General features: G+C 52.9%; 21 protein-coding genes. 17 read left to right on the top strand and 4 right to left on the bottom strand.

Annotated features, from left to right (window positions below):
* Window positions 1-321: 321 nt before the first annotated feature.
* The 5 genes from V2154_RS14090 (at window position 322) to V2154_RS14070 (ending at window position 4,443) form a co-directional block, all read left to right on the top strand.
* Window positions 322-765 (top strand): PTS sugar transporter subunit IIA, encoded by a 444-nt coding sequence (locus tag V2154_RS14090; RefSeq protein WP_353502778.1) that lies wholly within the window; start codon window positions 322-324, stop codon window positions 763-765.
* Window positions 766-873: 108 nt separating this feature from the next.
* A complete protein-coding gene (locus V2154_RS14085; RefSeq protein WP_353502777.1) occupies window positions 874-1,152 on the top strand; it encodes a PTS sugar transporter subunit IIB in 279 nt (92 codons plus the stop codon).
* Between the two features lie 33 nt (window positions 1,153-1,185).
* Window positions 1,186-2,562, top strand: coding sequence for a PTS ascorbate transporter subunit IIC (locus tag V2154_RS14080; RefSeq protein ID WP_034791785.1), 1,377 nt, complete (start codon window positions 1,186-1,188; stop codon window positions 2,560-2,562).
* A 101-nt stretch (window positions 2,563-2,663) separates the two neighbouring features.
* Entirely contained in the window at window positions 2,664-3,497 is an 834-nt protein-coding gene (locus V2154_RS14075) for a transketolase (RefSeq protein ID WP_353502776.1), read from the top strand.
* Window positions 3,490-4,443 (top strand): transketolase family protein, encoded by a 954-nt coding sequence (locus tag V2154_RS14070; RefSeq protein ID WP_034791782.1) that lies wholly within the window; start codon window positions 3,490-3,492, stop codon window positions 4,441-4,443. Before V2154_RS14075 ends, V2154_RS14070 begins: the two co-directional genes overlap by 8 nt.
* A 64-nt stretch (window positions 4,444-4,507) precedes the next feature.
* On the opposite strand, the gene pta is transcribed toward V2154_RS14070, so the two are convergent.
* Complete coding sequence (gene pta / locus V2154_RS14065; protein WP_353504000.1) at window positions 4,508-6,649, bottom strand: phosphate acetyltransferase; 2,142 nt, start codon at window positions 6,647-6,649, stop codon at window positions 4,508-4,510.
* A gap of 157 nt (window positions 6,650-6,806) precedes the next feature.
* A complete protein-coding gene (gene ackA / locus V2154_RS14060) occupies window positions 6,807-8,009 on the bottom strand; it encodes an acetate kinase (RefSeq protein WP_353502775.1) in 1,203 nt (400 codons plus the stop codon).
* A gap of 471 nt (window positions 8,010-8,480) precedes the next feature.
* On the opposite strand from ackA, the gene yfbV reads away from it, so the two are divergent.
* The 4 genes from yfbV to V2154_RS14040 all read left to right on the top strand — a co-directional run bounded on the left by yfbV (window position 8,481) and on the right by V2154_RS14040 (window position 12,319).
* Window positions 8,481-8,936, top strand: coding sequence for a terminus macrodomain insulation protein YfbV (yfbV, locus tag V2154_RS14055; protein ID WP_353502774.1), 456 nt, complete (start codon window positions 8,481-8,483; stop codon window positions 8,934-8,936).
* Between the two features lie 195 nt (window positions 8,937-9,131).
* Complete coding sequence (locus tag V2154_RS14050) at window positions 9,132-9,626, top strand: YfbU family protein (protein WP_353502773.1); 495 nt, start codon at window positions 9,132-9,134, stop codon at window positions 9,624-9,626.
* Window positions 9,627-9,699: 73 nt separating this feature from the next.
* Window positions 9,700-10,353, top strand: coding sequence for a sugar phosphatase (locus V2154_RS14045; RefSeq protein ID WP_353502772.1), 654 nt, complete (start codon window positions 9,700-9,702; stop codon window positions 10,351-10,353).
* A 133-nt stretch (window positions 10,354-10,486) separates the two neighbouring features.
* The gene (locus V2154_RS14040; protein WP_353502771.1) at window positions 10,487-12,319 is read left to right on the top strand and encodes an SLC13 family permease; all 1,833 of its coding nucleotides are present in this window, start codon (window positions 10,487-10,489) and stop codon (window positions 12,317-12,319) included.
* 4 nt (window positions 12,320-12,323) lie between these two features.
* Here the strand turns inward: V2154_RS14040 and yfbR are convergent, their stop codons facing one another.
* Together yfbR and V2154_RS14030 are read right to left on the bottom strand one after the other, a co-directional pair.
* Window positions 12,324-12,923 carry a 5'-deoxynucleotidase gene (gene yfbR / locus V2154_RS14035; protein WP_353502770.1) on the bottom strand — a complete coding sequence of 200 codons (600 nt, stop codon included), beginning with the start codon at window positions 12,921-12,923 and terminating at the stop codon, window positions 12,324-12,326.
* A 130-nt stretch (window positions 12,924-13,053) separates the two neighbouring features.
* On the bottom strand, window positions 13,054-14,268 hold the full coding sequence (locus V2154_RS14030; protein ID WP_353502769.1) for a pyridoxal phosphate-dependent aminotransferase: 1,215 nt from the start codon (window positions 14,266-14,268) through the stop codon (window positions 13,054-13,056).
* 982 nt (window positions 14,269-15,250) lie between these two features.
* Here V2154_RS14030 and lrhA point away from each other — a divergent pair.
* From lrhA to nuoH, 8 genes are all read left to right on the top strand, one after another.
* Complete coding sequence (gene lrhA / locus V2154_RS14025; RefSeq protein ID WP_353502768.1) at window positions 15,251-16,195, top strand: transcriptional regulator LrhA; 945 nt, start codon at window positions 15,251-15,253, stop codon at window positions 16,193-16,195.
* A gap of 709 nt (window positions 16,196-16,904) precedes the next feature.
* The gene (locus V2154_RS14020) at window positions 16,905-17,342 is read left to right on the top strand and encodes an NADH-quinone oxidoreductase subunit A (RefSeq protein ID WP_034791762.1); all 438 of its coding nucleotides are present in this window, start codon (window positions 16,905-16,907) and stop codon (window positions 17,340-17,342) included.
* A 19-nt stretch (window positions 17,343-17,361) separates the two neighbouring features.
* Window positions 17,362-18,036, top strand: coding sequence for a NuoB/complex I 20 kDa subunit family protein (locus tag V2154_RS14015; RefSeq protein WP_140470293.1), 675 nt, complete (start codon window positions 17,362-17,364; stop codon window positions 18,034-18,036).
* Window positions 18,037-18,126: 90 nt separating this feature from the next.
* Window positions 18,127-19,926, top strand: a complete 1,800-nt coding sequence (nuoC, locus tag V2154_RS14010) for an NADH-quinone oxidoreductase subunit C/D (RefSeq protein WP_034791759.1) — start codon at window positions 18,127-18,129, stop codon at window positions 19,924-19,926.
* A 2-nt stretch (window positions 19,927-19,928) separates the two neighbouring features.
* Window positions 19,929-20,468 carry an NADH-quinone oxidoreductase subunit NuoE gene (gene nuoE, locus V2154_RS14005; RefSeq protein ID WP_154146995.1) on the top strand — a complete coding sequence of 180 codons (540 nt, stop codon included), beginning with the start codon at window positions 19,929-19,931 and terminating at the stop codon, window positions 20,466-20,468.
* Window positions 20,465-21,835, top strand: a complete 1,371-nt coding sequence (nuoF, locus tag V2154_RS14000; protein ID WP_353502767.1) for an NADH-quinone oxidoreductase subunit NuoF — start codon at window positions 20,465-20,467, stop codon at window positions 21,833-21,835. Before nuoE ends, nuoF begins: the two co-directional genes overlap by 4 nt.
* Window positions 21,836-21,978: 143 nt before the next feature.
* Window positions 21,979-24,705, top strand: coding sequence for an NADH-quinone oxidoreductase subunit NuoG (gene nuoG / locus V2154_RS13995; protein WP_353502766.1), 2,727 nt, complete (start codon window positions 21,979-21,981; stop codon window positions 24,703-24,705).
* The gene (gene nuoH, locus V2154_RS13990; protein ID WP_034791755.1) at window positions 24,702-25,679 is read left to right on the top strand and encodes an NADH-quinone oxidoreductase subunit NuoH; all 978 of its coding nucleotides are present in this window, start codon (window positions 24,702-24,704) and stop codon (window positions 25,677-25,679) included. The genes nuoG and nuoH overlap by 4 nt, the downstream gene beginning before the upstream one ends.
* The last annotated feature ends 4 nt before the right edge of the window (window positions 25,680-25,683 follow it).

The raw sequence follows: 25,683 nt of genomic DNA, 5'->3' as shown, positions 1-25,683 counted from the left end.
CCCGCAAGAACGGCAGGGTTAACAGCGGCAGATGTGATGAATTATCGGCAAATCGTGGACAAAGTATATCCTTATTTCTCATCTCCAATGTTGTCTGATACCCGAGGGTGATTATTTTTGATAGCGCTATCACAGAATCAAATCATAGAAATTTGGTAGCGCTACCTTTGTGATTTGCATCACAGATGTTAACGCTATCGCTGAGTAGAGTCTGGATCGTTAATGGGATCGGGGGAGGTTGTTAATACTTTTAACTATGGCGACCTTTAGGCCCACTGACACACCAAGTAAGAATTCCTAAAATAAGAGTCAGGAGTTGCAATGCTTAATGATTGGCTGACACCAGATACGATTCACATTAGACACGACATCACTGACTGGCGCGACGCCGTGAAAGCCAGTGCTGAACCTTTACTGGCGAATGGCACCATCACCGCTGATTACGTTGAGGCGATTTTTGCCCAGCATGAGAAGTTGGGTCCGTACTACGTTTTGGCACCGGGTATTGCCATGCCGCATGCCCGTCCTGAAGAGGGTGCCAAGGGGCTAGGATTATCTTTGCTGACACTGCCTCACGGCGTGAAATTCAATTCAGAAGATAATGATCCGGTGTATAGCGTAGTGATGTTAGCGGCACCGGATAAACACAGCCATATCGAATTAATTTCCGAGCTGGCTGAGTTATTTTCCAGCGAAGATGAAATGCAAAAAATATTTGCAGCGAAAGACATTAAAACTATTCAGGACATTATCTCTAAATTCTAATTCCTGAACCAATGGAATAACGTCAGTTCATCATGGATGCGTAATACGGTATACATCAGGCTAATACTGGTGAATTACCCTACAAACTTTAAAACACAGGTAAATAACATGAAAATTATGGCGATTTGTGGTTCAGGTTTAGGCAGCAGCTTTATGGTGGAAATGAACATCAAGAAAGTGCTGAAAAAGTTGAATATTCAGGCCGACGTTGAACACTCCGATCTCTCCTCTGCCACTCCGGGCGCAGCGGACCTGTTCGTGATGGCGAAAGATATCGCCGCCAGCGCAGGCGTTCCAGAGAATCAGTTAGTGGTCATTACTAACATTGTGGATATTAATGAGCTGGAAACCAAGTTAGTCGCCCACTTCGAAAAATATCCTGTGTGATAAGACGATTATTCTAAAAATAAAGAGGTGTATATGTTTATCCAGGAAACGCTCAAGTTTGTGGTTGATATATTAAAAGTGCCTTCTATTTTGGTCGGTCTTATTGCGTTGATCGGTCTGGTCGCACAAAAGAAAAACTTTTCCGATGTGGTGAAAGGCACGGTAAAAACAATATTAGGCTTTCTGGTATTGGCGGGCGGTGCCACGGTATTAGTCGGGGCATTAAATCCTTTAGGCGGCATGTTTGAACATGCTTTCAGCATTCAGGGGATCATTCCAAATAACGAAGCGATTGTCTCTATCGCTTTGGAGAAATTCGGTGCGCCTACTGCCTTGATCATGGCGTTCGGCATGGTGGCTAACTTGATCGTCGCGCGTTTCACTCGCCTGAAATACGTGTTCCTGACTGGTCACCACACCTTCTACATGGCCTGTATGATCAGCGTTATCCTCACCGTTGCTGGTTTTGAAGGCGTGGGTCTGGTGTTCACCGGTTCCCTGACGCTGGGTCTTATCATGGCGTTCTTCCCGGCACTGGCGCAGCGCTATATGCGTCGCATCACCGGCAATGACGACGTGGCATTCGGCCATTTCGGCACTATCGGTTATGTGCTGTCCGGCTGGATTGGTAGCAAGGTCGGTAAAGGTTCGCGCTCAACCGAAGAGATGAACCTGCCGAAGAACCTCAGCTTCCTGCGCGATAGCTCGATTTCTATCTCGCTGACCATGATCATCATCTACCTGATCCTCGCGGTGTTCGCGGGCCAAGTATTCGTTGAGCAGACTTACAGCGCGGGCCAGAACTACTTGGTGTACTCCATCATCATGGCTATCACCTTTGCAGCGGGCGTGTTCATCATCCTGCAAGGCGTGCGTCTGATTCTGGCGGAAATCGTCCCGGCGTTCGTCGGCTTTTCTGAGAAGCTGGTGCCAAATGCTCGCCCGGCGCTGGACTGCCCGGTGGTGTACCCTTACGCGCCAAATGCCGTGCTGATTGGCTTTCTGTTCAGCTTCCTCGGCGGTCTGGTTGGCCTGTTCCTGCTGGGTCAGTTCAATCTGGTGTTAATTCTGCCGGGCGTAGTTCCGCACTTCTTCACCGGTGCTACCGCTGGCGTGTTCGGTAACGCCACTGGTGGTCGTCGCGGCGCCATGGTCGGGGCATTTGCCAACGGCGTGCTGATCACCTTCCTGCCAGTTCTGCTGCTGCCGGTACTGGGTGCGCTGGGCTTCGCCAACGCTACCTTCTCTGATGCTGACTTCGGCGTCATTGGTATCCTGCTCGGCAATCTGGCTCGCTTCATGTCGAAAGAAGCCATTATGGCGCTGATCGTGGCTATCTTCGCCGCGCTGGTGGCCTACAACTATCTGGCGAAAAAGCCCGCCGCAGAAAAAGCAGTAAGCGAAAAGTAATTCTTCCTAAGTACCACTAACCATCCGGGAAAGCACAAGGTAAGGCCTGTTAGTCATTAACAGGCCGATCCAAGTGCTAACTAAAATAAGGACCAATAAACATGAAAGATGTCCAAGAGGTTCGTGAGTTTGCTCGTCAAATCCGTATTGAGACCCTAAAAATGCTCACCGGATTAGGCTTTGGTCACTACGGCGGCAGCATGTCGGTGGTCGAAACGCTGGCGGTGCTGTATAGCGACGTGATGCGTATCGACCCGACCAAGCCAGACTGGCAAGAGCGTGATTATTTTGTTCTGTCGAAAGGCCACGCTGGCCCGGCGCTGTATGCCACGCTGGCGCTGAAAGGCTACTTCCCGCAGGACGATTTGAAAACGCTAAACCAGAATGGCACCAAGTTGCCGAGCCATCCTGATCGCCTGCGCACCGTTGGCGTGGATGCAACCACCGGATCTCTGGGACAGGGCGTGTCCATTGCCACCGGCATGGCGCTGTCGCACAAACTGGCGAAACGCGATAATCGCGTGTTCTGCGTGGTGGGCGACGGTGAGTTGAATGAGGGCCAGTGCTGGGAGGCTTTCCAGTTTATTGCTCACCACAACCTCAACAACCTGACGGTATTTATCGACTACAACAAGCAGCAGCTCGACGGTTTGCTGGATGAAGTGATCAAGCCGTTTGATTTAGCCGGTAAGTTCAGCGCCTTTGGCTTCGACGTGTTGACCATCAAAGGCGATGACATTGTGGCCTTGCAGAATGCGCTCACGCCGGTGCGTCAGGGCGAGCAGCGCCCGCTGGCCATCGTGCTCGACAGCGTGAAAGGACAGGGCGTGAAGTATCTGGAATCACTGGCTAACTCGCACCATCTGCGATTAACCCCGGAAGTGAAACTGGAAATCGAAAACGCCATTGCTGAACTGGAGGCCGCCCATGTTTGAAGTCACGCTGGAACTGAAACCCGACAACATTGAAATGCGTAAAGTCTACGGCAACGTGGTGCGGGAAAAAATCGTCGAGAACACGCCAATTATTGCTCTCGAAGCTGACCTGATGAGCGCCATGGCGATGGACGGCGTACACCGCGACCATCCGCAGCACGTGATTAACTGCGGCATCATGGAAGCTAACGTGATTGGCGTCGCCGCTGGCCTGTCACTGACCGGGCGCGTGCCGTTTGTCCATACTTTCACCGCTTTCGCCAGCCGTCGCTGCTTCGATCAGCTGTTTATGTCTTTGGATTATCAGAAGAATAACGTCAAGGTGATCGCCTCTGACGCGGGTGTCACCGCCTGCCACAATGGCGGCACTCACATGTCTTTCGAGGACATGGGCATTGTGCGCGGCTTGGCGAACTCGATTGTATTGGAAGTCACCGACGCCGTGATGTTCCGCGATATCTTGCAGCAGCTGGTGGATCTGAAGGGCTTCTACTGGGTGCGCACCATCCGTAAACAGGCGACTCAGGTGTATAAAGAAGGTTCCACCTTCACCATCGGTAAAGCTAACCTGCTGCGCGACGGCGATGATATCACCCTGATTGCAAACGGTATTATGGTGGCAGAGGCGCTAAAAGCGGCGGAGATTCTGGCGCGTGACGGCATCAGCGCGGCGGTTATCGACATGTTCACCCTGAAACCTATCGATAAAGAAATCATTCAGCAGTACGCCGCCAAAACCGGCAAAATCGTTACCTGTGAGAACCACAGTATCCATAACGGGCTGGGTTCGGCGGTGGCCGAAGTGCTGGTCGAGCATACGCCGGTGCCGATGCGCCGCGTGGGCGTGAAGGAGCGCTATGGACAGGTCGGCACGCAGGACTTCTTGCAGCAGGAGTACGGCCTGACCGCCGAGCACATTCTCGAAGCAGCGAAACAGCTGCTGTAACGGAATTGAGCCAAAAAAAACGCCGACTTGATGTCGGCGTTTTGCATTCTGAGCAGGCAGGAAATTAAGCTTTAGCTGCTGCTTCAGCCTGTGCAGATTGAATCGCAGTCAGTGCCACGGTGTAGACGATATCGTCAACCAGCGCGCCGCGAGACAGGTCGTTGACTGGCTTACGCATGCCTTGCAGCATTGGCCCGATTGAGACCAAATCAGCCGAACGCTGAACTGCTTTATAAGTGGTGTTACCGGTGTTCAGGTCTGGGAAGATGAACACGGTTGCTTTACCCGCTACCGGCGAGTTTGGCGCTTTGGACTTCGCCACGTCAGCCATGATTGCGGCGTCATATTGCAGTGGACCGTCGATGATCAGGTCCGGGCGTTTTTCCTGCGCCAGACGAGTCGCTTCACGCACTTTCTCAACGTCGCTACCTGCACCCGAGTTACCGGTGGAGTAGGAGATCATTGCCACCCGCGGTTCGATACCGAAGGCCGCGGCGGAATCCGCAGATTGGATAGCGATTTCAGACAGCTGTTCAGCCGTTGGGTCTGGGTTGATGGCGCAGTCGCCGTAAACCAGCACTTGGTCAGGCAGCAGCATGAAGAACACAGAAGAAACCAGCGAGCTGCCCGGCGCCGTTTTGATCAGCTGCAACGGTGGGCGGATGGTGTTCGCCGTGGTGTGAACCGCGCCGGATACCAGACCGTCAACTTCGCCTTTTTCCAGCATCAGGGTGCCGAGAACCACGTTGTCTTCCAACTGCTCACGGGCAACCACTTCGGTCATGCCTTTGCTTTTACGCAGCTCAACCAGGCGGGCCACGTACTCTTCACGCACCACAACCGGGTCAACAATCTGGATGCCTTTGCCCAGTTCGATACCCTGAGCAGCGGCAACGCGTTGGATCTCTTCTGGATTACCCAGCAGCACGCATTCTGCGATACCACGTTCAGCACACAGCGACGCGGCTTTTACGGTACGCGGCTCGTCGCCTTCTGGCAGCACGATACGTTTTTTCGCATTACGCGCCAGTTCGGTCAGCTGATAGCGGAACGCCGGGGGAGACAGGCGGCGTGAACGCTCGGAGTGGGCGCTCAGGGAGTTGATCCAGTCGCTGTTGATGTGGGAAGCCACGTACTGTTGCAGCTTCTCAACGCGCTGGTGGTCATCAGCAGGCACTTCAAGGTTGAAGCTTTGCAGGCTGAGGGAGGTCTGCCACGTGTTGGTATCCACCATGAAGACCGGCAGGCCAGTTTTGAATGCGCGCTCGCACAGGGTGTTGATGCGATCGTCGATGTCATAGCCGCCAGTCAGCAAGATAGCGCCGATTTCCACGCCGTTCATCGCTGCCAGACAGGCTGAAACCAGTACGTCTGGACGATCAGCAGAGGTCACCAGCAGTGAACCCGGGCGGAAGTGCTCCAGCATGTGCGGAATGCTGCGCGCGCAGAAGGTTACGGATTTCACGCGGCGAGTCTGGATGTCACCTTCATTGATAACGCGGGCATTCAGGTGTTTTGCCATGTCGATGGCGCGAGTGGCGATCAGCTCGAAGCTCCAAGGAATGCAGCCCAGCACCGGCAGCGGGCTGTTAGCGAACAGCTGGCTTGGGTCAACGTTAGCAACGCTTGCCTTGGTGGAGTCGTCGAAGATTTCAGACAGGTCAGGGCGCGTACGGCCTTGATCATCAACCGGGGCGTTCAGTTTGTTGATGATAACGCCGGTGATATTTTTGTTTTTGCTGCCGCCGAAGCTGCTACGTGCCAGCTCAATGCGCTCTTTCAGCTGAGCCGGAGAGTCATTGCCCAGCGCGATGACGAAGACGATTTCGGCATTCAGGGTTTTGGCAATTTCGTAGTTCAGGGCGTTAGCGAACTGATGTTTACGGGTTGGCACCAAGCCTTCAACCAGCACGACTTCTGCGTCTTTGGTGTTTTCGTGGTAACGGGCGATGATCTCTTCCATCAGCACGTCCTGTTGGTTAGAGCTCAACAGGTTTTCCACGTGGCTCATTTTCAGCGGCTCAGCAGCAGGTACGCTGGAGTTGGCGCGGATAATGGTGGTGGTTTGGTCTGGCGAATCACCGCCGGTGCGCGGCTGGGCGATAGGCTTGAAGATGCTTAGGCTAACGCCTTTTTGTTCCATGGCACGGATCACGCCAAGGCTGACGCTGGTCAGACCGACGCTGGTGCCTGTAGGGATCAACATAATTGTACGGGACACGGCTAAACCTCTCTGGAATGCCAGACGGACGTAGAACTTGAGTAAGGAAGGTGCGATGACTGCTTAACGCGGCTGCTTCCAGACTGGCTACGCTCGCCTAATTAAAGAAAACTGCCAGCAGGCGCTGGCAGTGGGATGCATGTTATGCGGTCAGGCGAGCCGCATCTTGAGCGATAACCAGCTCTTCGTTGGTCGGGATGACCAGCGCGGTACGCGTGCCTTCTTTGTTGATAGCGCCAGACTTGCCAAAGCGGGCTGCGAGGTTACGTTCGTGGTCGATTTCAAAGCCCAGCAGGCCCAGTTTATCGAGTGCGAATTCACGAACCATCGCGGCGTTTTCACCGATACCGCCGGTGAAGACCACGGCGTCCAGACGACCTTCCATCAGGGCTGCATAAGAACCGATGTACTTGGCCAGACGGTGGCAGAAGACGTCCATGGCGCGTTTAGCATCGGCTTTGGTCGCATAGTTATCTTCTACATAGCGGCAGTCGCTGGTGACTTCAGTCAGGCCGAGCAGACCGGATTCTTTAGTCAGCATTTTGTTGATCTGGTCAACACTCATGCCCAGTGCGTCGTGCAGGTGGAAGATGATAGCCGGGTCGATGTCACCACTGCGGGTACCCATCACCAGACCTTCCAGCGGGGTCAGACCCATGGAAGTATCCACGCATTTACCGTTACGGATCGCGCTAACAGAACCGCCGTTGCCCAGGTGGCAGGTGATCAAGTTCACTTCTTCCACTGGCTTATTCAGCATTTTCGCGGCTTCTTGCGTCACGTAGAAGTGGCTGGTGCCGTGTGCGCCGTAGCGACGAACGTGGTGATCTTTGTACAGGCTGTACGGCAGAGCGTAGAGGTAAGACTCTTCCGGCATGGTCTGGTGGAACGCCGTGTCGAACACTGCCACGTTTTTGTCAGCCAGTTTCGGGAAGGATTTCAACGCTTCGGCGATACCAATCAGGTGTGCTGGGTTATGCAGCGGTGCAAACGGGATAGATTCTTTGATACCCTGAATGACTGCATCATCGATAAGCATTGATTTGGTCAGTTTTTCGCCGCCGTGAACGATACGGTGACCGATAGCCACCAGCTCAGCAGAGAGTTCAGGTTTTTTGGACAGGATATTGTCAACAATGAACTTCAGAGCTTCACTGTGCGCAGCGCCAGCGCCAAGTGCGGCTTCTTCTTTACCACCGTCCATTTTCCATTTGATGCGGGCTTCTGGCAGATGGAAACATTCGGCTAAACCTGAGATGTACTCTTCACCATTCGCAGCATCAATGATGGCGAACTTAAGGGAAGAGCTACCACAGTTAAGAACCAGAACTAGCTTACTCGACATGGAAGTACCTATTTATTGTTGGTGCTGTTTAAGATAAAAACAAAACACGTGGTTAATAAATCGTCAATCTGACATCAAGCGTAGCGCATAATGGCGGTGACAATTATGATTAACATCATGCCAACGAAGAAAAGCGGCATGACAGTGATAAAGCTGGGGAATCTTCAGCCAACGGCCGAAACCGGGCGGTGATTAATCACCTCTTATGCTGACAATACATCTCTCAATGAGTGCGTCAGACCCCTCAGAATGCTACTTATTAGGGCTTTAATCGGTAAAAACGCTAACAAATAAGACAATAATTAATTACAAAAGGCACCAAGCGGAGGCAAGATGAAGCAACGCCCCGAATTTGCGGGGACAGGATACCCACTGGTGCCTGCAAAAACAAAATATATTTAATCGTGCTAAAATCCCGTTTGTTATTTACAACTATTTTTTAATTATTATATGTGAAGTTGAGGTGCACCCATGACCAGTAAGCCATCAGGTTCAGTCAGTTGGTTTCAGGTATTCCAGCGCGGGCAACATTATATGAAGACCTGGCCAGCCGATAAGCGTCTGGCGCCGGTATTCCCCGAGAACCGAATTTCGACGGCGACGCGTTTTGCTGTGCGCTTTATGCCGCCTTTGGCCGTCTTCACCTTAACCTGGCAAATCGCTCTCGGCGGCCAGCTCGGCCCGGCGGTGGCCACCTCTATCTTTGCCTGTAGCTTGCCGATGCAAGGTCTGTGGTGGTTAGGACGCCGCTCTTTAACGCCGCTGCCACCAACGCTGCTGAGCTGGTTCCACGATGTGCGTAATAAGCTGGCCGAAGCAGGGCAGGCGCTGGCGCCGGTAGAAGGTACCCCGACCTATCAGTCTCTGGCCGACGTGTTAAAACGCGCCTTCAAGCAGTTGGACAAAACCTTCCTCGATGATATTTAACGGATGCCGGGCATCCGTTTTACTTTGCCCATTTTTTGTCTTAACGCGCTGTCATCCATTGTAGCCATCAATAGTGAATCCACTTCATTTCCACTCAGTTTATGTGTCTAAATCAAAGAATGGTCAGCTTGAGATTTCACGCTAGTTTGCCCTGTGTCATGCTTTGTTCATTATGCATACTTGAGGAAATTCACGATGGAAATGACCAACGCCCAACGCCTGATTTTATCCAATCAATATAAAATGATGACCATGCTGGACCCGGAAAATGCCGATCGCTATCGCCGGTTACAAACGGTAATTGAGCGCGGCTTTGGTCTGCAAATGCGCGAGCTGGATCGCGACTTTGGAGAACTGTCGGAAGAAACCTGCCGTACTGTCATCAACGTCATGGAAATGCACCACGCGATGCAGGTTTCATGGACCAATCTTAAAGACACTCAAGGTCTGGATCGCCGCCGTCTGGACTTCCTTGGCTTCGACGCTGCAACAGAATCCCGCTATTTGAGCTATGTTCGCTTTATGGTGAACACCGAAGGCCGCTATACTGACTTCGATTCAGGAACTCACGGGTTCAACTCACAGACTAAAATGTGGGAAAAATACCAGCGTATGCTCGCCGTCTGGCAAGCATGTCCACGCCAATATCATCTAAGCGCGGTCGAGATCGCGCAGATTATTAATGCCTAAATTGCAACCCGAATGAAGAAGCCGTAGCCAATAAAGCTGCGGCTTCACGCATAAAGGGGATAAGGAGTTGATTGTGGAGTGTAAAGGTTTCTTGTTCGACCTGGATGGAACGTTAGTCGATTCACTGCCTGCGGTAGAACGCGCTTGGATTAACTGGGCATTGAGTCGCGGCATCAGTCCGCAAGAGGTGCTGGCGTTTATTCATGGCAAGCAGGCGATCACTTCTTTGCGTCATTTTATGCCGGGCGAAAGTGAAGAGAACATCCAGCGCGAATTCCAAAAGCTCGAGCAGATTGAAGCCACGGATACTGAAGGCGTGACCGCGCTGCCGGGGGCGCATTTGCTGCTTAGCGAGTTGAATCGCCACAATATTCCTTGGGCGATTGTGACCTCTGGCACCGTGGCGGTGGCTCATGCCCGCCACGCGGCGGCGAATTTGCCGAAGCCAGAAGTGTTTGTCACGGCGGAACAAGTCAAACACGGCAAGCCACAGCCTGATGCTTACCTGCTGGGCGCCGAGCTTCTGGGTTTAGCGCCAGAAGATTGCGTGGTAGTGGAGGACGCCGCAGCCGGCGTGATGGCCGGATTGGCCGCAGGCTGCAAAGTGATTGCAGTCAATGCGCCGTCGGACACGCCGGGGATCGAAGAGGTCGATATGGATCTGAGCACCCTTGAAGTTATCGTGGTGGAAGCTGACAGCCATAAAGTGATGGTTGGCCTGCGTTAATAGCATATTGCTGATAAAAACGACGATTTCGTTGATATGAACCCCGCTTCGGCGGGGTTTTTTTATGGCATGCTTTCAGGCATGGTGTCTCAGCTTGCGGCCTTTTACTTTTCATCACAAACGGAGCCTTGTTTTGACCAGTGAACTGATATGGGTGTTGTTGCTTTTAATTGTCGCAATGGTGCTGTTCGCCAGCAATAAATTGCGCATGGACGTCGTGGCTTTACTCGTGATTGTCGCCTTCGTGATGAGTGGCACTCTGACGCTGCATGAGGCCATGGCCGGGTTTAGCGATCCGAACGTTATTTTGATTGCCGCACTCTTTGTCATTGGTCACGGGCTGGTGCGAACCGGCGTGGCTTATCAGGTTGGCGAATGGCTGATGAAGGTCGCGGGCAACAGCGAAACGCGCATGCTGGTGCTGCTGATGATCACCGTCGCCGGGCTGGGGGCCTTTATGAGCTCGACCGGCGTGGTGGCGATTTTCATCCCGGTGGTGTTAAGCGTCGCCGCTAAAATGAAAACCTCTCCCGCCCGCCTGATGATGCCGCTGAGCTTCGCCGGGCTGATCAGCGGCATGATGACGCTGGTCGCGACGCCGCCTAACATGGTGGTTAACAGCGAGTTACTGCGCGAAGGCTTTGACGGCTTTGGCTTTTTTGGCGTGACGCCGATTGGCCTGGTGGTGTTGATTATGGGCGTTGGCTACATGCTTATCGCCCGCCGCTGGCTTTCTGGCGAAAACAGCGGCGCTAAAAAAGAGGACTGGCAGCGCCGTACTTTCCGTGACCTGATCCGCGATTATCGCTTAACCGGCAGGGCAAGGCGCATGGCGATCCGCCCGGATTCTCCGCTGGTGGGTAAAACGCTGGATGATGTGCACCTGCGTTCGCGCTACAGCGCCAACGTGGTGGGGATTGAGCGCTGGCGCAAATTCCGCCGCATTATGGTCAGCGCCACCGGCAGCACTGAGCTGCGGGCCAGAGACGTGCTGCTGATTGATATGGCGGACAGTGAAATTTCGGTCAGGCAATTTCTGACCGATGAAAAACTCGAGCCGATGGTGCTGCGCGGCGACTACTTCTCCGAGCAGTCGCGCGACGTAGGTATGGCGGAAGTGTCACTGATTCCCGATTCCGAGCTGCTGGGCAAAAGCTTGCAGCAGGTGAGTTTCCGCTCGCGTTACGGGCTTAACGTGGTTGGCATTCGCCGCAACGGCGAAGCCCTCGAAGGCAAGCTTATCGACGAAGAACTTCAGCTGGGCGATACCTTGCTGGTTATCGGCGACTGGAAGCTTATCCGCCAGCTTCAGCAGCAAACTCATCATTTTATTGTCTTGAATCTGCCCGCCGAGGTGGATGACGTCGCGCCCGCCGTCAGTCAGGCCCCGCACGCGTTGTTCTGCTTGGCGCTGATGGTGGCGCTGATGCTGACGGATGAAGTGCCGAACGTGATTGCCGCCATTGTTGCCTGCCTGCTGATGGGCAAATTCCGCTGTATCACCATGGAAGGGGCTTATAAATCCATTCACTGGCCGAGCCTGCTGCTTATCGTGGGGATGATGCCCTTTGCGCTGGCATTGCAGAAGACCGGTGGGGTGGCGCTGATTGTCAAAGGGCTGATGGACGTCAGTGGCGGCTATGGCCCGCATATCATGCTGCTCAGCCTGTTTGTGCTCTGCGCGACCATTGGCCTGTTTATTTCCAATACCGCCACGGCGGTGCTGATGGCGCCGATTGCCATTGCCACGGCCCAGCAGATGGGGCTGTCGCCTTATCCCTTCACCATGATCATTGCGATTGCGGCCTCGGCGGCCTTTATGACGCCGGTTTCTTCACCGGTGAATACGCTGGTAATGGTGCCGGGCAATTACAGTTTCAGCGACTTTATTCGCATTGGCGTGCCTTTTACGCTGATGGTGATGGCCATCAGCGTGTTTCTGGTACCGCTGCTGTTTCCGTTTTAAGCACTCAGAGCGGGGAGTCGAGGCTGATTTCATCCAGTGACAGACTAAAGCTCGGAATGAAGACCTCCATAAAGTAGTCCATTTCCGGGCTTTGGCGCAGCGCCAGCGTCTTCTCCAGACGGGCCTTCGCCAGCTTGAATTCGTTATTACCCGCCGACAACTCTTCCAGACATTTCAAATAGGCGCATAGGGCATCCGCCTGTTTCACCGTCAGTTTTTCCTCTTCACTGTAATAGTGCTCGTCAATCAATGAACGGAAATCATCCTGCAGCTCCAGCGGCAGCATCTCGATCAGCTTCTGCTGAGCAATTTTCTCTATCTTTTTGTATTCGTGGGCGATCTGCGGGTTGTAATACTTGATGGGCGTCGGCATGTCGCCGGTCAGCACCTCGCTGGCGTCGTGGTACATCGCCAGCAGAGCGACGCGCTCGGCATTGAGGTTGCCATTAAACTTGCGGTTTTTGATCAGGGCCAGGGCGTGGGCGACGAAAGCCACCTGCAGGCTGTGCTCAGAGACGTTCTCAGTACGCACATTGCGCATCAGCGGCCAGCGGCCAATCAATTTCAAACGAGACAGGTGGGCAAAGAAGTGGCTTTGGCTCATAACACTCTCAAATATCTACGGCGAATGAACACTATTGTGAGCATGGAATGGGGCTGTGTCACCCTGATAACAACAAAAATCATTGGGAAGGAGCAGGGCGTCGGCGGCGCGACGCCCTTGATGGACGAACTTACTGACGATAGGTTTCGAGGAAGCGACCGAGTTTACCCACGGCCATTTCCAGCTCGTCGACGCGCGGCAGGGTGACGATGCGCACGTGGTCAGGATACGGCCAGTTGAACGCCGAGCCTTGAACCAGCAGGACTTTTTGCTGTAACAGCAGATCCAGCACCATCTTCTGGTCATCGTGAATATTAAAACGCTTGGCGTCGATTTTCGGGAACATGTACAGCGCGCCTTTCGGCTTGACGCAGGAGACCCCCGGGATCTGATTGATCAACTCCCAGGCTCTGTCCCGCTGTTCATACAGGCGGCCGCCCGGCTGAATAAACTCGCTGATACTTTGGTAGCCGCCCAGCGCGGTTTGAATGGCGTGCTGCATCGGCACGTTGGCGCACAGGCGCATCGACGCCAGCATTTCCAAACCTTCGATATAGCCTTTGGCGTGTTTTTTCGGCCCGTTCAGCACCATCCAGCCCTGACGGAAACCCGCCACGCGGTAGGTTTTCGACAGGCCGTTAAAGGTAACGGTCAACAGGTCCGGCGCCAGCGAAGCGATAGAAATGTGCTCGGCGTCGTCATACAGAATCTTGTCGTAGATTTCATCAGAGAAGATGATCAGGTTGTGCTCGCGAGCTATCTTGACGATCTCCAGCAGCAGCTCTTTGCTATAAACCGCGCCCGTCGGGTTGTTCGGGTTGATGATCACAATCCCGCGAGTGCGCGGGGTGATTTTGGCGCGAATGTCGTCGAGGTCCGGGAACCAGTCTGCTCCTTCGTCGCAAAGATAGTGAACGGCATTACCGCCGGACAGCGAAACTGCGGCGGTCCACAGTGGGTAATCAGGAGCCGGAACCAGCATTTCGTCGCCGGTATTCAACAGCGCCTGCATTGATTGCACGATCAGTTCAGACACGCCGTTGCCGATATAGATATCTTCAACGGTGATATCACGCATTTCGCGCGCCTGATAATGCTGCATGATGGCTTTACGGGCAGAAAAAAGGCCTTTCGAGTCACAATAACCCTGAGCGGTCGGTAAGTTTCGGATAACGTCGACCAGAATCTCATCAGGCGCGTCAAAACCGAACGGGGCAGGGTTGCCGATGTTCAGTTTGAGGACCTTATTACCTTCTTCTTCCAGACGTTTTGCTTCTTTGAGTACCGGGCCGCGAATGTCGTAGCAGACGTTGTCCAGTTTGCGGGATTTTTCAATCGGGGACATGTAATGGTGAGCCTTTTATGTAAAGCCTGTTCTTCCTTGGCGCCAATGCCGTGGAACAAAGCGAAGCAGCCAATTTACTCTCACTCAGACCTCTTTTGAAGGGCAGTGCCCAGCTTTGGTGCAAAACATTACTCACCCTGTGGTTAGTGAAGTAAGTAGAGGCGTTGTATTTTTAACGTGGAGTTAAACACTACATTTTCACTTTTTTCTAGATGGATGCTCTGTGTGGATTGCACTTACTGCCCATAGGCGTAATGCATGGAGTACAGAAAGAGCAATTAATGCTCAAAGATCACTTTGTAAGTCACCGGATAATAAGAGAAATTTAAAAAATTGAACTGAGTTGGGTTCTTAGGTGTCTCTTTAGTGTATAAAAGATATCCTAATAGACCTCAATGTATTGTTTACTGAGACTGGATAAATTAACAGAGCTGATTCGCATTTTCTGCCAATGCTTTTGTCAGTACTCTGTAAGTTCAGCTAACGAATATATTTCTATTGAGATACAAACTTCATTCTAAAATTTGTGGGAAAATTCTTAAGGTTGGTTTAACTCATTAGACCCATACAAAGTATGTCTTCGAGTGTGAATCAATGAATTTATTGAATTATATTTCTTTGGGTCAAATACATTAATTAATAATGCTTATATTTCTGTGTGAGTTTAATGCGGTTTGTCCCCGCAGGGCTTGCTGTCTGCGGCTCTGTGACGCAATAAAAACTCTCAGATAAATATGACTAAAAAATCTCAATTTAGTTGTTCTAATCATTTTTATTAATTTAGGTTGAGCAGATAATTGGTCATTTAGAGCATAAAAAAGGGAATTGTTCCTATAAAATGGATTCGTATTGCAGAAATATTTCTCATTTCCGCTTATCTAATGAGTGAGTATGCGTCATATCTGGTATTCTGCATTTTGCGGGAACTTTGCCGCATCAATCAGGGTAGCTTGTTATTAGATTTTAAAAGTGAAGAAAAACTATGACAAATGCAAATCGTCCAATCCTCAATCTTGACCTTGATCTGCTGAGGACTTTTGTTGCAGTTGCTGATTTAAATACGTTTGCCGCAGCCGCAGCCGCCGTATGCCGTACACAATCAGCCGTCAGTCAACAAATGCAGCGTCTCGAACAACTGGTAGGTAAAGAGCTGTTTGCCAGACACGGACGTAATAAGTTATTGACCGAACACGGTATTCAACTGCTTGGCTATGCTCGGAAAATTCTGCGCTTCAACGATGAAGCCTGTACCTCCCTTATGTACAGCAATGTACAGGGTGGCATCACCATTGGCGCATCAGACGACACTGCTGACACCATATTGCCGTTTTTGCTGAGCCGGGTGACATCGATTTATCCCAAGTTATCTATCGACGTCAGAGTACAGCGTAGTCCGTTTATGCTGTCTATGCTCGAAAATGAAGAAATTGACTTAGCGATCACCACGGTGACCAGCACCGATCATCCGCATATTGTGTTGCGTACATCGCCAACGCTTTGGTATTGCTCCGCTGACTTCTCATACCCATCTGGCGACAGCGTGCCCTTAGTTGTGCTCGATGAACCTAGCCCTTACCGTACCATGGCAATCGATTACCTGAACCAAGCCGGTATTCCATGGCGTATTGCTTACGTGGCTTCTACGCTGTCTGCCATTCGTGCGGCGGTAAGAGCAGGTTTAGGGGTGACGGCACGGCCAATTGAGATGATGAGTCCTGAACTGCGCGTTTTGGGCGAGCAGGAGGGCCTACCGCGCCTGCCTGACACTCAGTACGTGCTGTATAAGAACTCACACAGTGAAAACGAGTTAGCGATGGCGATTTTTAATGCCGTGGAGCAGGGGAATGACCCTTACTCTTTGAGCGCCTATGCTCAAAGCTCAGTGGCTGACGATGACCGCAGCGTGGTTGCCGAGCCTAAACTTTAAGCAGATCTTCTGCGCCACTTTACCCCCACCCCTGAAGCTTATCGGGGATGGGGGGTAAAGTGTTGTGCTTATAAAGAGGTAGTCAAAGTAACCAAAATAAAGGCTTTGTCGAATTTTTTAATGCTGATGCGTATTTTTCTCGCTAAACCTCAGCACTCCCCTGCCAGAATGCCTCTCTTTTCTTCGATCCAGAAAGCCTAAAAACGCGCTAAAACGCCTCTGTTTTCGATCCTAATCCTTAGCGAAAAACTGCTTTGGAATTTAAGTTTTTCAAAAAAAGTTGTTAAATCGCTGCGCTTTTTACCATCAAACTTGCCCAAACTGTGTCCTGGATCAAAAAAATAGCCTTGTTTAGTGAGTGGAAGAAACGCTTATTCCTGCGACAATGCTATTGTTTGGCTCGAAGCATTAAATCCCGAGAACATGCCTTTGTTCTATCAAACTATTTTACTGACTCGATTTAGCACATCGACGTCGCATGATATGTTAATAAAATGATAAGCATGTAAATTAATGTGGAGATACTTTTGTCTAAGTTGACAAAAGGTTATAGAAAGGAGTAAAAAGCCCACAGTAAATCACTGGCTTAAACCGTTTATAAGCCGTGAAACGGTGTGGTTATTAATCCTTCCCTTGAATCGATGTGGTGTGCAAGCTGCCGTTAAAGAGCAGATGCAATTGCGCCGCTTTTGATGAGTAAGCTAAGAGTATGTCAACAGCCACTGAAGTTATCGCTCAACACTGGGCGTTCGCGGTATTTCTGATCGTCGCAATAGGTCTTTGTTGCCTCATGTTACTGGGCGCAGCGTTCCTTGGCGGGAGAGCCAGAGCGCGATACAAAAACACGCCTTTCGAATCTGGTATCGCATCCGTGGGTACCGCCCGCATGCGTCTTTCCGCCAAATTCTATCTAGTCGCGATGTTTTTCGTCATTTTCGACGTGGAAGCCCTGTATCTCTATGCATGGTCAACCTCTATCCGTGAAAGCGGGTGGGTCGGGTTCGTCGAAGCCGCCATTTTCATTTTAGTCCTGTTAGCCGGTCTGTTTTATCTGGTGCGTATTGGCGCATTGGACTGGACACCAACACGTTCGAAAGGACCTGTTAAACCGAGCCCAGCGATTAACACCAACAGTCATCCGCAGTAAGTAATAGCGAGGCAATAAGATGGACTATACGCTCACCCGCATAGACCCGGACGGTGAGAACGACCGTTACCCCCTGCAAAAGCAAGAGATCGTCGGTGATCCTCTGCAAGAACAGGTAAAGCGCAGCGTCTTCATGGGGAACCTCGAAGAGGCGATGCATGGGATGGTGAACTGGGGTCGCAAAAACTCCCTTTGGCCGTATAACTTCGGCCTTTCGTGCTGCTACGTTGAAATGGTGACGTCGTTTACTGCGGTACACGACGTTGCTCGTTTTGGTGCTGAAGTTCTCCGTGCTTCTCCGCGCCAGGCCGATTTCATGGTAGTAGCAGGAACCTGTTTTACCAAGATGGCCCCGGTTATTCAGCGTTTGTATGACCAAATGCTTGAGCCGAAATGGGTTATCTCGATGGGCGCATGTGCTAACTCCGGTGGTATGTACGACATCTACTCCGTGGTTCAGGGTGTAGATAAGTTCTTACCGGTTGATGTGTATATCCCAGGTTGCCCGCCGCGCCCGGAAGCTTACATGCAGGCCCTGTTACTGCTGCAAGAATCTATCGGCAAAGAACGTCGCCCGCTGTCGTGGGTTGTTGGGGATCAGGGCGTTTACCGCGCGAATATGCAATCTGAGAAAGAGCGTAAACGCGCAGAGCGTATCGCCGTGACGAATCTGAAGTCTCCTGACGAGATTTAACACTGCGGTCTGAGAGTCAACCCTGAGGGGCGGTTGGTAGCGATACACCCCCTTACGGCATAAATGACCATTTAGTGTGGTGAAAATAAAATGACAGATTTGACGACGCAAGACACCGCTCAGCCAGCATGGCAAACCCGAGATCATCTTGATGATCCGGTCATCGGCGAATTGCGTAACCGTTTTGGGCCTGAGGCCTTTACTGTTCAACCGACCCGTACCGGTATACCCGTGGTGTGGATCAAGCGCGAACAGATACTGGAAGCGATCACCTTTTTACGAAAACAGCCAAAGCCTTATGTCATGCTGTTCGACCTGCATGGCGTAGATGAGCGTTTACGTACTCACCGCGACGGTTTACCGGCCGCGGATTTTTCCGTTTTCTATCACCTGATTTCCGTTGAGCGTAATCGCGACATTATGCTCAAGGTGGCGTTGTCAGAAAACGACCTGCACCTTCCGACCATCACCAAGGTGTTCCCGAACGCCAACTGGTATGAGCGCGAAACGTGGGAAATGTTCGGCATTACCTTCGACGGCCACCCGCACCTGACGCGCATCATGATGCCTCAGACGTGGGAAGGGCACCCGCTGCGTAAAGACTATCCGGCCCGTGCTACCGAATTCGATCCTTTCGAGCTGACTAAGCAGAAAGAAGATCTGGAGATGGAGTCACTGACTTTCAAGCCTGAAGACTGGGGCATGAAGCGCGGTACCGAAAACGAGGACTTCATGTTCCTCAACCTCGGTCCAAACCACCCGTCTGCGCACGGTGCGTTCCGCATCATCTTGCAGCTTGATGGCGAAGAGATTGTCGACTGCGTGCCGGACGTGGGTTACCACCACCGCGGTGCGGAAAAAATGGGCGAACGCCAGTCATGGCACAGCTACATTCCGTACACCGACCGTATCGAATACCTCGGCGGCTGCGTTAACGAAATGCCTTACGTGCTGGCAGTTGAAAAACTGGCTGGTATTACCGTAGGCGATCGCGTTAACACCATCCGCGTGATGCTGTCTGAACTGTTCCGTATCAACAGCCACCTGTTGTACATCAGTACGTTCATTCAGGACGTCGGTGCGATGACGCCAGTCTTCTTCGCGTTCACCGACCGTCAGAAAATCTACGATTTGATCGAAGCCATCACCGGCTTCCGTATGCACCCGGCCTGGTTCCGTATCGGCGGTGTTGCACACGACCTGCCGAAAGGCTGGGAACGCCTGCTGCGCGAATTCCTCGACTGGATGCCTGCGCGTCTGGACTCTTATGTTAAAGCTGCCCTGAAAAACACCATTCTGATTGGTCGTTCGAAAGGCGTTGCGGCTTACAACGCGGAAGACGCGTTGGCATGGGGCACCACGGGTGCAGGTCTGCGCGCGACCGGTATTGATTTCGATGTGCGTAAATGGCGTCCATATTCTGGTTACGAAAACTTCGAGTTTGAAGTGCCAGTGGGCGACGGCGTCAGCGACTGCTACTCGCGCGTGATGCTGAAAGTAGAAGAGCTGCGTCAGAGTCTGCGCATTCTGGAACAGTGCTACGCTAATATGCCAGCAGGCCCGTTCAAGGCCGATCACCCGCTGACCACGCCGCCACCGAAAGAACGCACGCTGCAGCATATCGAGACGCTGATCACGCACTTCCTGCAAGTGTCTTGGGGTCCTGTCATGCCTGCGCAAGAATCTTTCCAGATGATTGAAGCGACCAAGGGGATCAACAGCTACTACCTGACGAGCGACGGCAGCACCATGAGCTACCGTACCCGCGTTCGTACGCCTAGCTTCCCGCATTTGCAGCAGATCCCGTCAGTTATCCGTGGCAGCCTGGTATCCGATTTGATCGTCTACCTGGGCAGTATCGATTTTGTAATGTCAGATGTGGACCGCTAACGATGACAGATATCAATAAAGACTCAGAGGTTCAGTACATCAACGTCTCCGAGCCGACCGCAAAACCTGCTGCGTTCGAGCTTAATGACGCTGAGCGTGAAGCGATTGAGCACGAAAAACACCACTACGAAGATGCCCGCGCGGTCTCTATCGAAGCGTTGAAAATCGTGCAAAAACACCGTGGCTGGGTGCCAGATGGTGCCATTTACGCGATCGCTGAAATCCTCGATATTCCTGCCAGTGACGTTGAAGGCGTGGCAACGTTTTATAGCCAAATCTTCCGCCAGCCGGTGGGTCGCCACGTGATTCGCTATTGTGACAGCGTGGTGTGCCACATCACCGGTTACCAAGGCATTCAGGCGGCAATCGAAGAACAGCTGCACATCAAGCCGGGCCAAACGACCGAAGATGGTCGCTTCACTCTGCTGCCGACCTGCTGTTTGGGTAACTGTGACAAAGGCCCGACGATGATGATCGACGAGGACACTCACAGCTACCTGAAGCCGGAAAACATTGGTGAATTATTGGAGCGTTACTCATGACATTCCAGGGATTTACGCCAAAACAGATTATCCGCACGCCAGAGATGCATCCGCTGACCTGGCGTATGCGCGATGACAAGCAGCCGGTTTTCCTCGACGAATACCGTAGCAAAAATGGCTACGCCGGTGCTGAGAAAGCGCTGAAAGGTATGGCTCAGGATGACGTGGTCACGCTGGTCAAAGACGCAGGTCTGAAAGGCCGCGGCGGCGCAGGCTTCTCCACCGGTTTGAAGTGGAGCCTGATGCCGAAAGACGAAAGCATGAATATCCGCTATCTGCTTTGTAACGCCGATGAGATGGAACCGGGCACGTATAAAGACCGTATGCTGATGGAGCAAATGCCACACCTGCTGGTGGAAGGCATGCTGATCGCCGCATTCGCGTTGAAAGCCTACCGTGGTTACATCTTCCTGCGCGGCGAGTACATCGAAGCAGCAGTGAACTTGCGTAAAGCCATTGAAGAAGCCAAAGCCGCTGGGTTCCTGGGGAAAAACATCCTCGGTACCGGTTTTGACTTTGAACTGGTGGTGCACACCGGCGCAGGGCGTTACATCTGTGGTGAAGAAACCGCGCTGATTAACTCCCTTGAAGGCCGCCGTGCTAACCCGCGTTCCAAACCACCTTTCCCAGCATCGTCTGGCGTATGGGGCAAACCAACGTGTGTAAACAACGTTGAAACCCTGTGCAACGTGCCGGCTATCGTTGAGCACGGCGTGGATTGGTACAAAGGTATTTCCGCAGGAAAAAGTAATGATGCCGGTACCAAAATGATGGGCTTCTCCGGTCGGGTGAAAAATCCGGGCGTTTGGGAGCTGCCGTTTGGTATCACCGCACGTGAAATCCTCGAAGATTATGCCGGTGGCATGCGCGATGGTCTGAAATTCAAAGCCTGGCAACCGGGTGGGGCAGGGACGGACTTCCTGACCGGCAACCACCTCGACCTGCCAATGGATTTCGAAAGCATCGGCAAAGCGGGTAGCCGTATGGGTACTGCGCTGGCAATGGCCGTTGACCACGAAATTGGCATGGTTTCCCTGGTGCGTAACCTGGAAGAGTTCTTCGCTCGTGAATCTTGCGGCTGGTGTACGCCATGCCGTGACGGTTTGCCGTGGAGCGTTAAGATCCTCCGCGCGCTGGAACGTGGCGAAGGCCAACCGGGCGATATCGAAACGCTCGAGCAGCTTTGCCGCCAGCTTGGTCCGGGCAAAACCTTCTGCGCACACGCGCCGGGTGCCGTGGAGCCACTGCAGAGTGCGATTAAATATTTCCGGGACGAGTTTGAGGCGGGCATCGCCAAGCAGCATTACAGCAATGCGCGGGCGATTGGCGGTATTCAGCCAAACAACCTGCTCAAACAGCGCTGGTAGTGAAGGCACCAAGCGGCGGACGTGAGCCCGCTGCGCGCGAAATCCCAGAACAAGGGACGCGCTGTCGAACGATATACGCCAACCCGGCAAGAATTTTTGATTAACGCCCGCTGAAAGGTGGGCCACGTGGAAGCATGCTGACTATGGCTACGATTCATGTAGACGGCAAAGAATACGATGTAAATGGAGCGGACAACCTGTTGCAGGCTTGCCTCTCTCTTGGCCTCGATATTCCTTATTTTTGCTGGCATCCGGCGCTGGGAAGCGTCGGCGCTTGCCGCCAATGTGCGGTTAAGCAATACCAAAACGCGGAAGATACGCGCGGTCGTTTGGTGATGTCTTGTATGACACCGGCATCCGATGGCACGTTTATCTCCATCAATGACGGCGAAGCCAAAGAGTTCCGTGAGAGCGTGGTTGAGTGGTTGATGACTAACCACCCACACGACTGTCCGGTGTGTGAAGAGGGCGGCAACTGCCACTTGCAGGATATGACGGTCATGACCGGTCATAGCATGCGTCGCTATCGCTTCACCAAACGTACTCATAACAACCAAGATCTCGGCCCGTTCATCTCTCACGAAATGAACCGCTGTATCGCTTGCTACCGTTGTGTCCGTTACTACAAGGACTACGCGGATGGTAAAGACTTGGGCGTTTACGGCGCACATGACAACGTCTACTTCGGTCGCCCGGAAGATGGCCCGCTGGAAAGCGAGTTCTCCGGTAACCTGGTAGAAGTCTGCCCGACCGGCGTGTTCACCGACAAAACGCACTCCGAGCGTTATAACCGTAAATGGGACATGCAGTTTGCGCCAAGCATCTGCCAACAGTGTTCCGTCGGTTGTAACACCAGCCCGGGTGAGCGCTATGGCGAACTGCGTCGTATCGAAAACCGTTATAACGGCACCGTGAACCACTACTTCCTCTGCGACCGTGGTCGTTTCGGCTATGGCTATGTCAATGCCAAAGACCGTCCGAAGAAACCACAGCAGCTGCGTGGCAACGACTGGATCGAACTGAACGCTGAACAAGCGATGCAGGGCGCGGCAGATATTCTGCGTCAGTCGAAAAAAGCCATCGGTATTGGTTCTCCGCGCGCAAGCCTCGAAAGCAACTTCGCGCTGCGCGAGCTGGTCGGCGCAGAGAACTTCTACACCGGTATCAACGCAGCCGAACAAGGCCGCCTTGAGCTGATGCTCAACGTTCTGCGCAACAGCGGCGTTCACACGCCAGCCCTGCGTGAAATCGAAGACTACGACGCCGTACTGGTGCTGGGTGAAGATTTAACCCAAACCGGCGCGCGCATTGCCCTGTCTGTTCGTCAGGCAGTAAAAGGCAAAGCTCGCGCAATGGCTGCGGCACAGCGCGTTGCCGACTGGCAAATCGCGGCGGTGCAGAACATCGGTCAGCATGCTAAGCACCCGCTGTTCATCACCAACGTTGATAACACTAAACTCGATGACATCGCGGCATACAACTACCGCGCGCCGGTGGATGAGCAAGCCCGCTTCGGCTTCGCTATCGCCCACGGGTTGGACGAGTCTGCTCCGGCTGTCACCGACCTGGCTGAAGGCCTCGACAAGAAAATCGACGTGATCGTGCAGGCATTGGCAGGAGCACGTAAACCGCTGATCATTACCGGCAGCAATGCGGGTAGCGACGCCATCATCGAAGCGGCAGCCAACGTGGCGAAAGCTTTGAAAGTGCGCGGCAGCGATGTGGGTATCACCTTCGTTGCGACTTCTTCTAACAGCATCGGTCTGTCAATGATTGGCGGCGGTACTTTGGATGCCGCGCTCGAACTGCTGGCTAACGGCGGCGCAGACAGCGCAATCGTGATGGAAAATGACCTTTACCGTCAGGCGCCAGAAGCCAAAGTTGATGCAGCATTAGCTAAAGTTGAAAACCTGCTGGTTGTTGACCATCAGCGTACCCGCATCATGGACAAAGCGACGCTTATCCTGCCTGCGGCCAGCTTCGCAGAAAGTGACGGTACCGTGGTTAACCAGGAAGGCCGCGCCCAGCGCTTCTTCCAGGTTTATGACCCGGCTTACTACGACACTTCCGTTGCGATGCTGGAAAGCTGGCGTTGGATGCACTCGCTGCACTCAACCCTTAACAGCCGTCACGTTGACTGGACTCAGTTAGACCACGTGATCGAAGCCTGCGTCGCCGCTCTGCCACAGCTGAAAGGCATGGTTGAAGCTGCACCAAACGCCAGCTTCCGCATTCGCGGTCAGAAACTGGCGCGTTCTCCGCACCGTTCGAGTGGCCGTACTGCGATGCGCGCTAACATCAGCGTGCATGAACCACGTCAGCCGCAAGATAAAGACACCATGTTTGCCTTCTCGATGGAAGGGAACAACAACCCGTTAGCTGAACGTAATCAGGTGCCGTTTGCCTGGGCGCCGGGTTGGAACTCACCACAAGCCTGGAACAAGTTCCAGAGCGAAGTCGGTGGCAGTCTGCGTTTTGGCGATCCGGGCGTGCGTATGATTGAAGCAGGCGAGGGCAGCCTTGACTACTTCACCACCATTCCTGCGGCCTTCGCGGCGGAAAGCAACCAATGGCGCGTTGCTCCTTACTACCACCTGTTTGGTAGTGAAGAGATGAGCCAGCGTTCGCACGTGATCCAGCAGCGTATGCCACAGCCTTACGTGATGGTTAACCCAGCCGATGCGGCGCAGTTGGGCGTTAACGCCGGTGCTCAGGTGGAATTCACCTGCGGCGGCCAGACCCTGACTCTGCCAGTTCGTCTAAGCGAAACCTTGCATCAGGGACAGGTTGGTCTGCCACTGGGCTTGCCGGGAATTTCTCCGGTTCTGGTGGGCGCAACGGTTGAAAATCTGCGGGAGGCAACACGATGAGCTGGTTTACACCTGAAGTGATTGAGGTGCTGATTGCGGTTCTGAAAGCCGTCGTGATCTTGCTGGTCGTGGTGGTGTGTGGCGCATTCATGAGCTTCGGCGAACGTCGTCTGCTCGGTCTGTTCCAGAACCGTTACGGACCGAACCGTGTTGGCTGGGGCGGCTCTTTGCAGCTCGTTGCTGACATGATCAAAATGTTCTTTAAAGAAGACTGGGTTCCGCGCTTCACCGACCGTGCGATCTTCACTTTGGCTCCAATGATTGCGTTCAGTTCGATGCTGATCTCTTTCGCTATCGTGCCAGTGAGCTCAACGTGGTTCGCCGCTGACTTGAACATCGGCATCCTGTTCTTCCTGATGATGGCGGGTTTGACCGTCTACGCCGTGCTGTTCGCTGGCTGGTCCAGTAACAACAAATACTCCCTGTTGGGGGCAATGCGTGCGTCGGCCCAGACCCTGAGCTACGAAGTGTTCCTCGGCCTGTCTCTGATGGGCGTGGTAGCACAGGCGGGTTCCTTCAATATGCAGGACATCGTTAACTCACAGGCCCACATGTGGAACATCATTCCGCAGTTCTTCGGCTTTGTGACCTTTGCGATTGCCGGCGTTGCGGTATGTCACCGTCACCCATTCGACCAACCGGAAGCTGAGCAAGAGCTGGCCGACGGTTACCACATTGAATATTCCGGTATGAAATTCGGTCTATTCTTCGTGGGCGAATATATCGGTATCGTTACCGTGTCAGCGCTGATTGTGACGCTGTTCTTCGGTGGCTGGCAGGGTCCATTCCTGCCGCCGTTTATCTGGTTTGCGCTGAAAACCGCTTTCTTCATGGTGATGTTCATTTTGATCCGTGCTGCTTTGCCGCGTCCCCGCTACGACCAGGTGATGTCTTTCGGCTGGAAAGTTTGCCTGCCATTGACCTTGCTTAACCTGTTGGCGACCGCTGCGGTCATCTTGTACAACGCGCAATAAGGGG

Origin of the sequence: Ewingella sp. CoE-038-23 (assembly GCF_040419245.1) — a bacterium.
Taxonomy (GTDB): domain Bacteria; phylum Pseudomonadota; class Gammaproteobacteria; order Enterobacterales; family Enterobacteriaceae; genus Ewingella; species Ewingella allii.
This window is presented reverse-complemented; position numbering and strand designations above follow the sequence as displayed.

What these genes read in the sequence shown, in the direction of transcription:
- V2154_RS14090 (WP_353502778.1), top strand. Translation starts at nt 322, where the DNA reads ATGCTTAATGATTGGCTGACACCAGATACGATTCACATTAGACACGAC.
- V2154_RS14085 (WP_353502777.1), top strand. Translation starts at nt 874, where the DNA reads ATGAAAATTATGGCGATTTGTGGTTCAGGTTTAGGCAGCAGCTTTATG.
- V2154_RS14080 (WP_034791785.1), top strand. Translation starts at nt 1,186, where the DNA reads ATGTTTATCCAGGAAACGCTCAAGTTTGTGGTTGATATATTAAAAGTG.
- V2154_RS14075 (WP_353502776.1), top strand. Translation starts at nt 2,664, where the DNA reads ATGAAAGATGTCCAAGAGGTTCGTGAGTTTGCTCGTCAAATCCGTATT.
- V2154_RS14070 (WP_034791782.1), top strand. Translation starts at nt 3,490, where the DNA reads ATGTTTGAAGTCACGCTGGAACTGAAACCCGACAACATTGAAATGCGT.
- pta (WP_353504000.1), bottom strand. Translation starts at nt 6,649, where the DNA reads ATGTTGATCCCTACAGGCACCAGCGTCGGTCTGACCAGCGTCAGCCTT.
- ackA (WP_353502775.1), bottom strand. Translation starts at nt 8,009, where the DNA reads ATGTCGAGTAAGCTAGTTCTGGTTCTTAACTGTGGTAGCTCTTCCCTT.
- yfbV (WP_353502774.1), top strand. Translation starts at nt 8,481, where the DNA reads ATGACCAGTAAGCCATCAGGTTCAGTCAGTTGGTTTCAGGTATTCCAG.
- V2154_RS14050 (WP_353502773.1), top strand. Translation starts at nt 9,132, where the DNA reads ATGGAAATGACCAACGCCCAACGCCTGATTTTATCCAATCAATATAAA.
- yfbR (WP_353502770.1), bottom strand. Translation starts at nt 12,923, where the DNA reads ATGAGCCAAAGCCACTTCTTTGCCCACCTGTCTCGTTTGAAATTGATT.
- V2154_RS14030 (WP_353502769.1), bottom strand. Translation starts at nt 14,268, where the DNA reads ATGTCCCCGATTGAAAAATCCCGCAAACTGGACAACGTCTGCTACGAC.
- lrhA (WP_353502768.1), top strand. Translation starts at nt 15,251, where the DNA reads ATGACAAATGCAAATCGTCCAATCCTCAATCTTGACCTTGATCTGCTG.
- V2154_RS14020 (WP_034791762.1), top strand. Translation starts at nt 16,905, where the DNA reads ATGTCAACAGCCACTGAAGTTATCGCTCAACACTGGGCGTTCGCGGTA.
- V2154_RS14015 (WP_140470293.1), top strand. Translation starts at nt 17,362, where the DNA reads ATGGACTATACGCTCACCCGCATAGACCCGGACGGTGAGAACGACCGT.
- nuoC (WP_034791759.1), top strand. Translation starts at nt 18,127, where the DNA reads ATGACAGATTTGACGACGCAAGACACCGCTCAGCCAGCATGGCAAACC.
- nuoE (WP_154146995.1), top strand. Translation starts at nt 19,929, where the DNA reads ATGACAGATATCAATAAAGACTCAGAGGTTCAGTACATCAACGTCTCC.
- nuoF (WP_353502767.1), top strand. Translation starts at nt 20,465, where the DNA reads ATGACATTCCAGGGATTTACGCCAAAACAGATTATCCGCACGCCAGAG.
- nuoG (WP_353502766.1), top strand. Translation starts at nt 21,979, where the DNA reads ATGGCTACGATTCATGTAGACGGCAAAGAATACGATGTAAATGGAGCG.
- nuoH (WP_034791755.1), top strand. Translation starts at nt 24,702, where the DNA reads ATGAGCTGGTTTACACCTGAAGTGATTGAGGTGCTGATTGCGGTTCTG.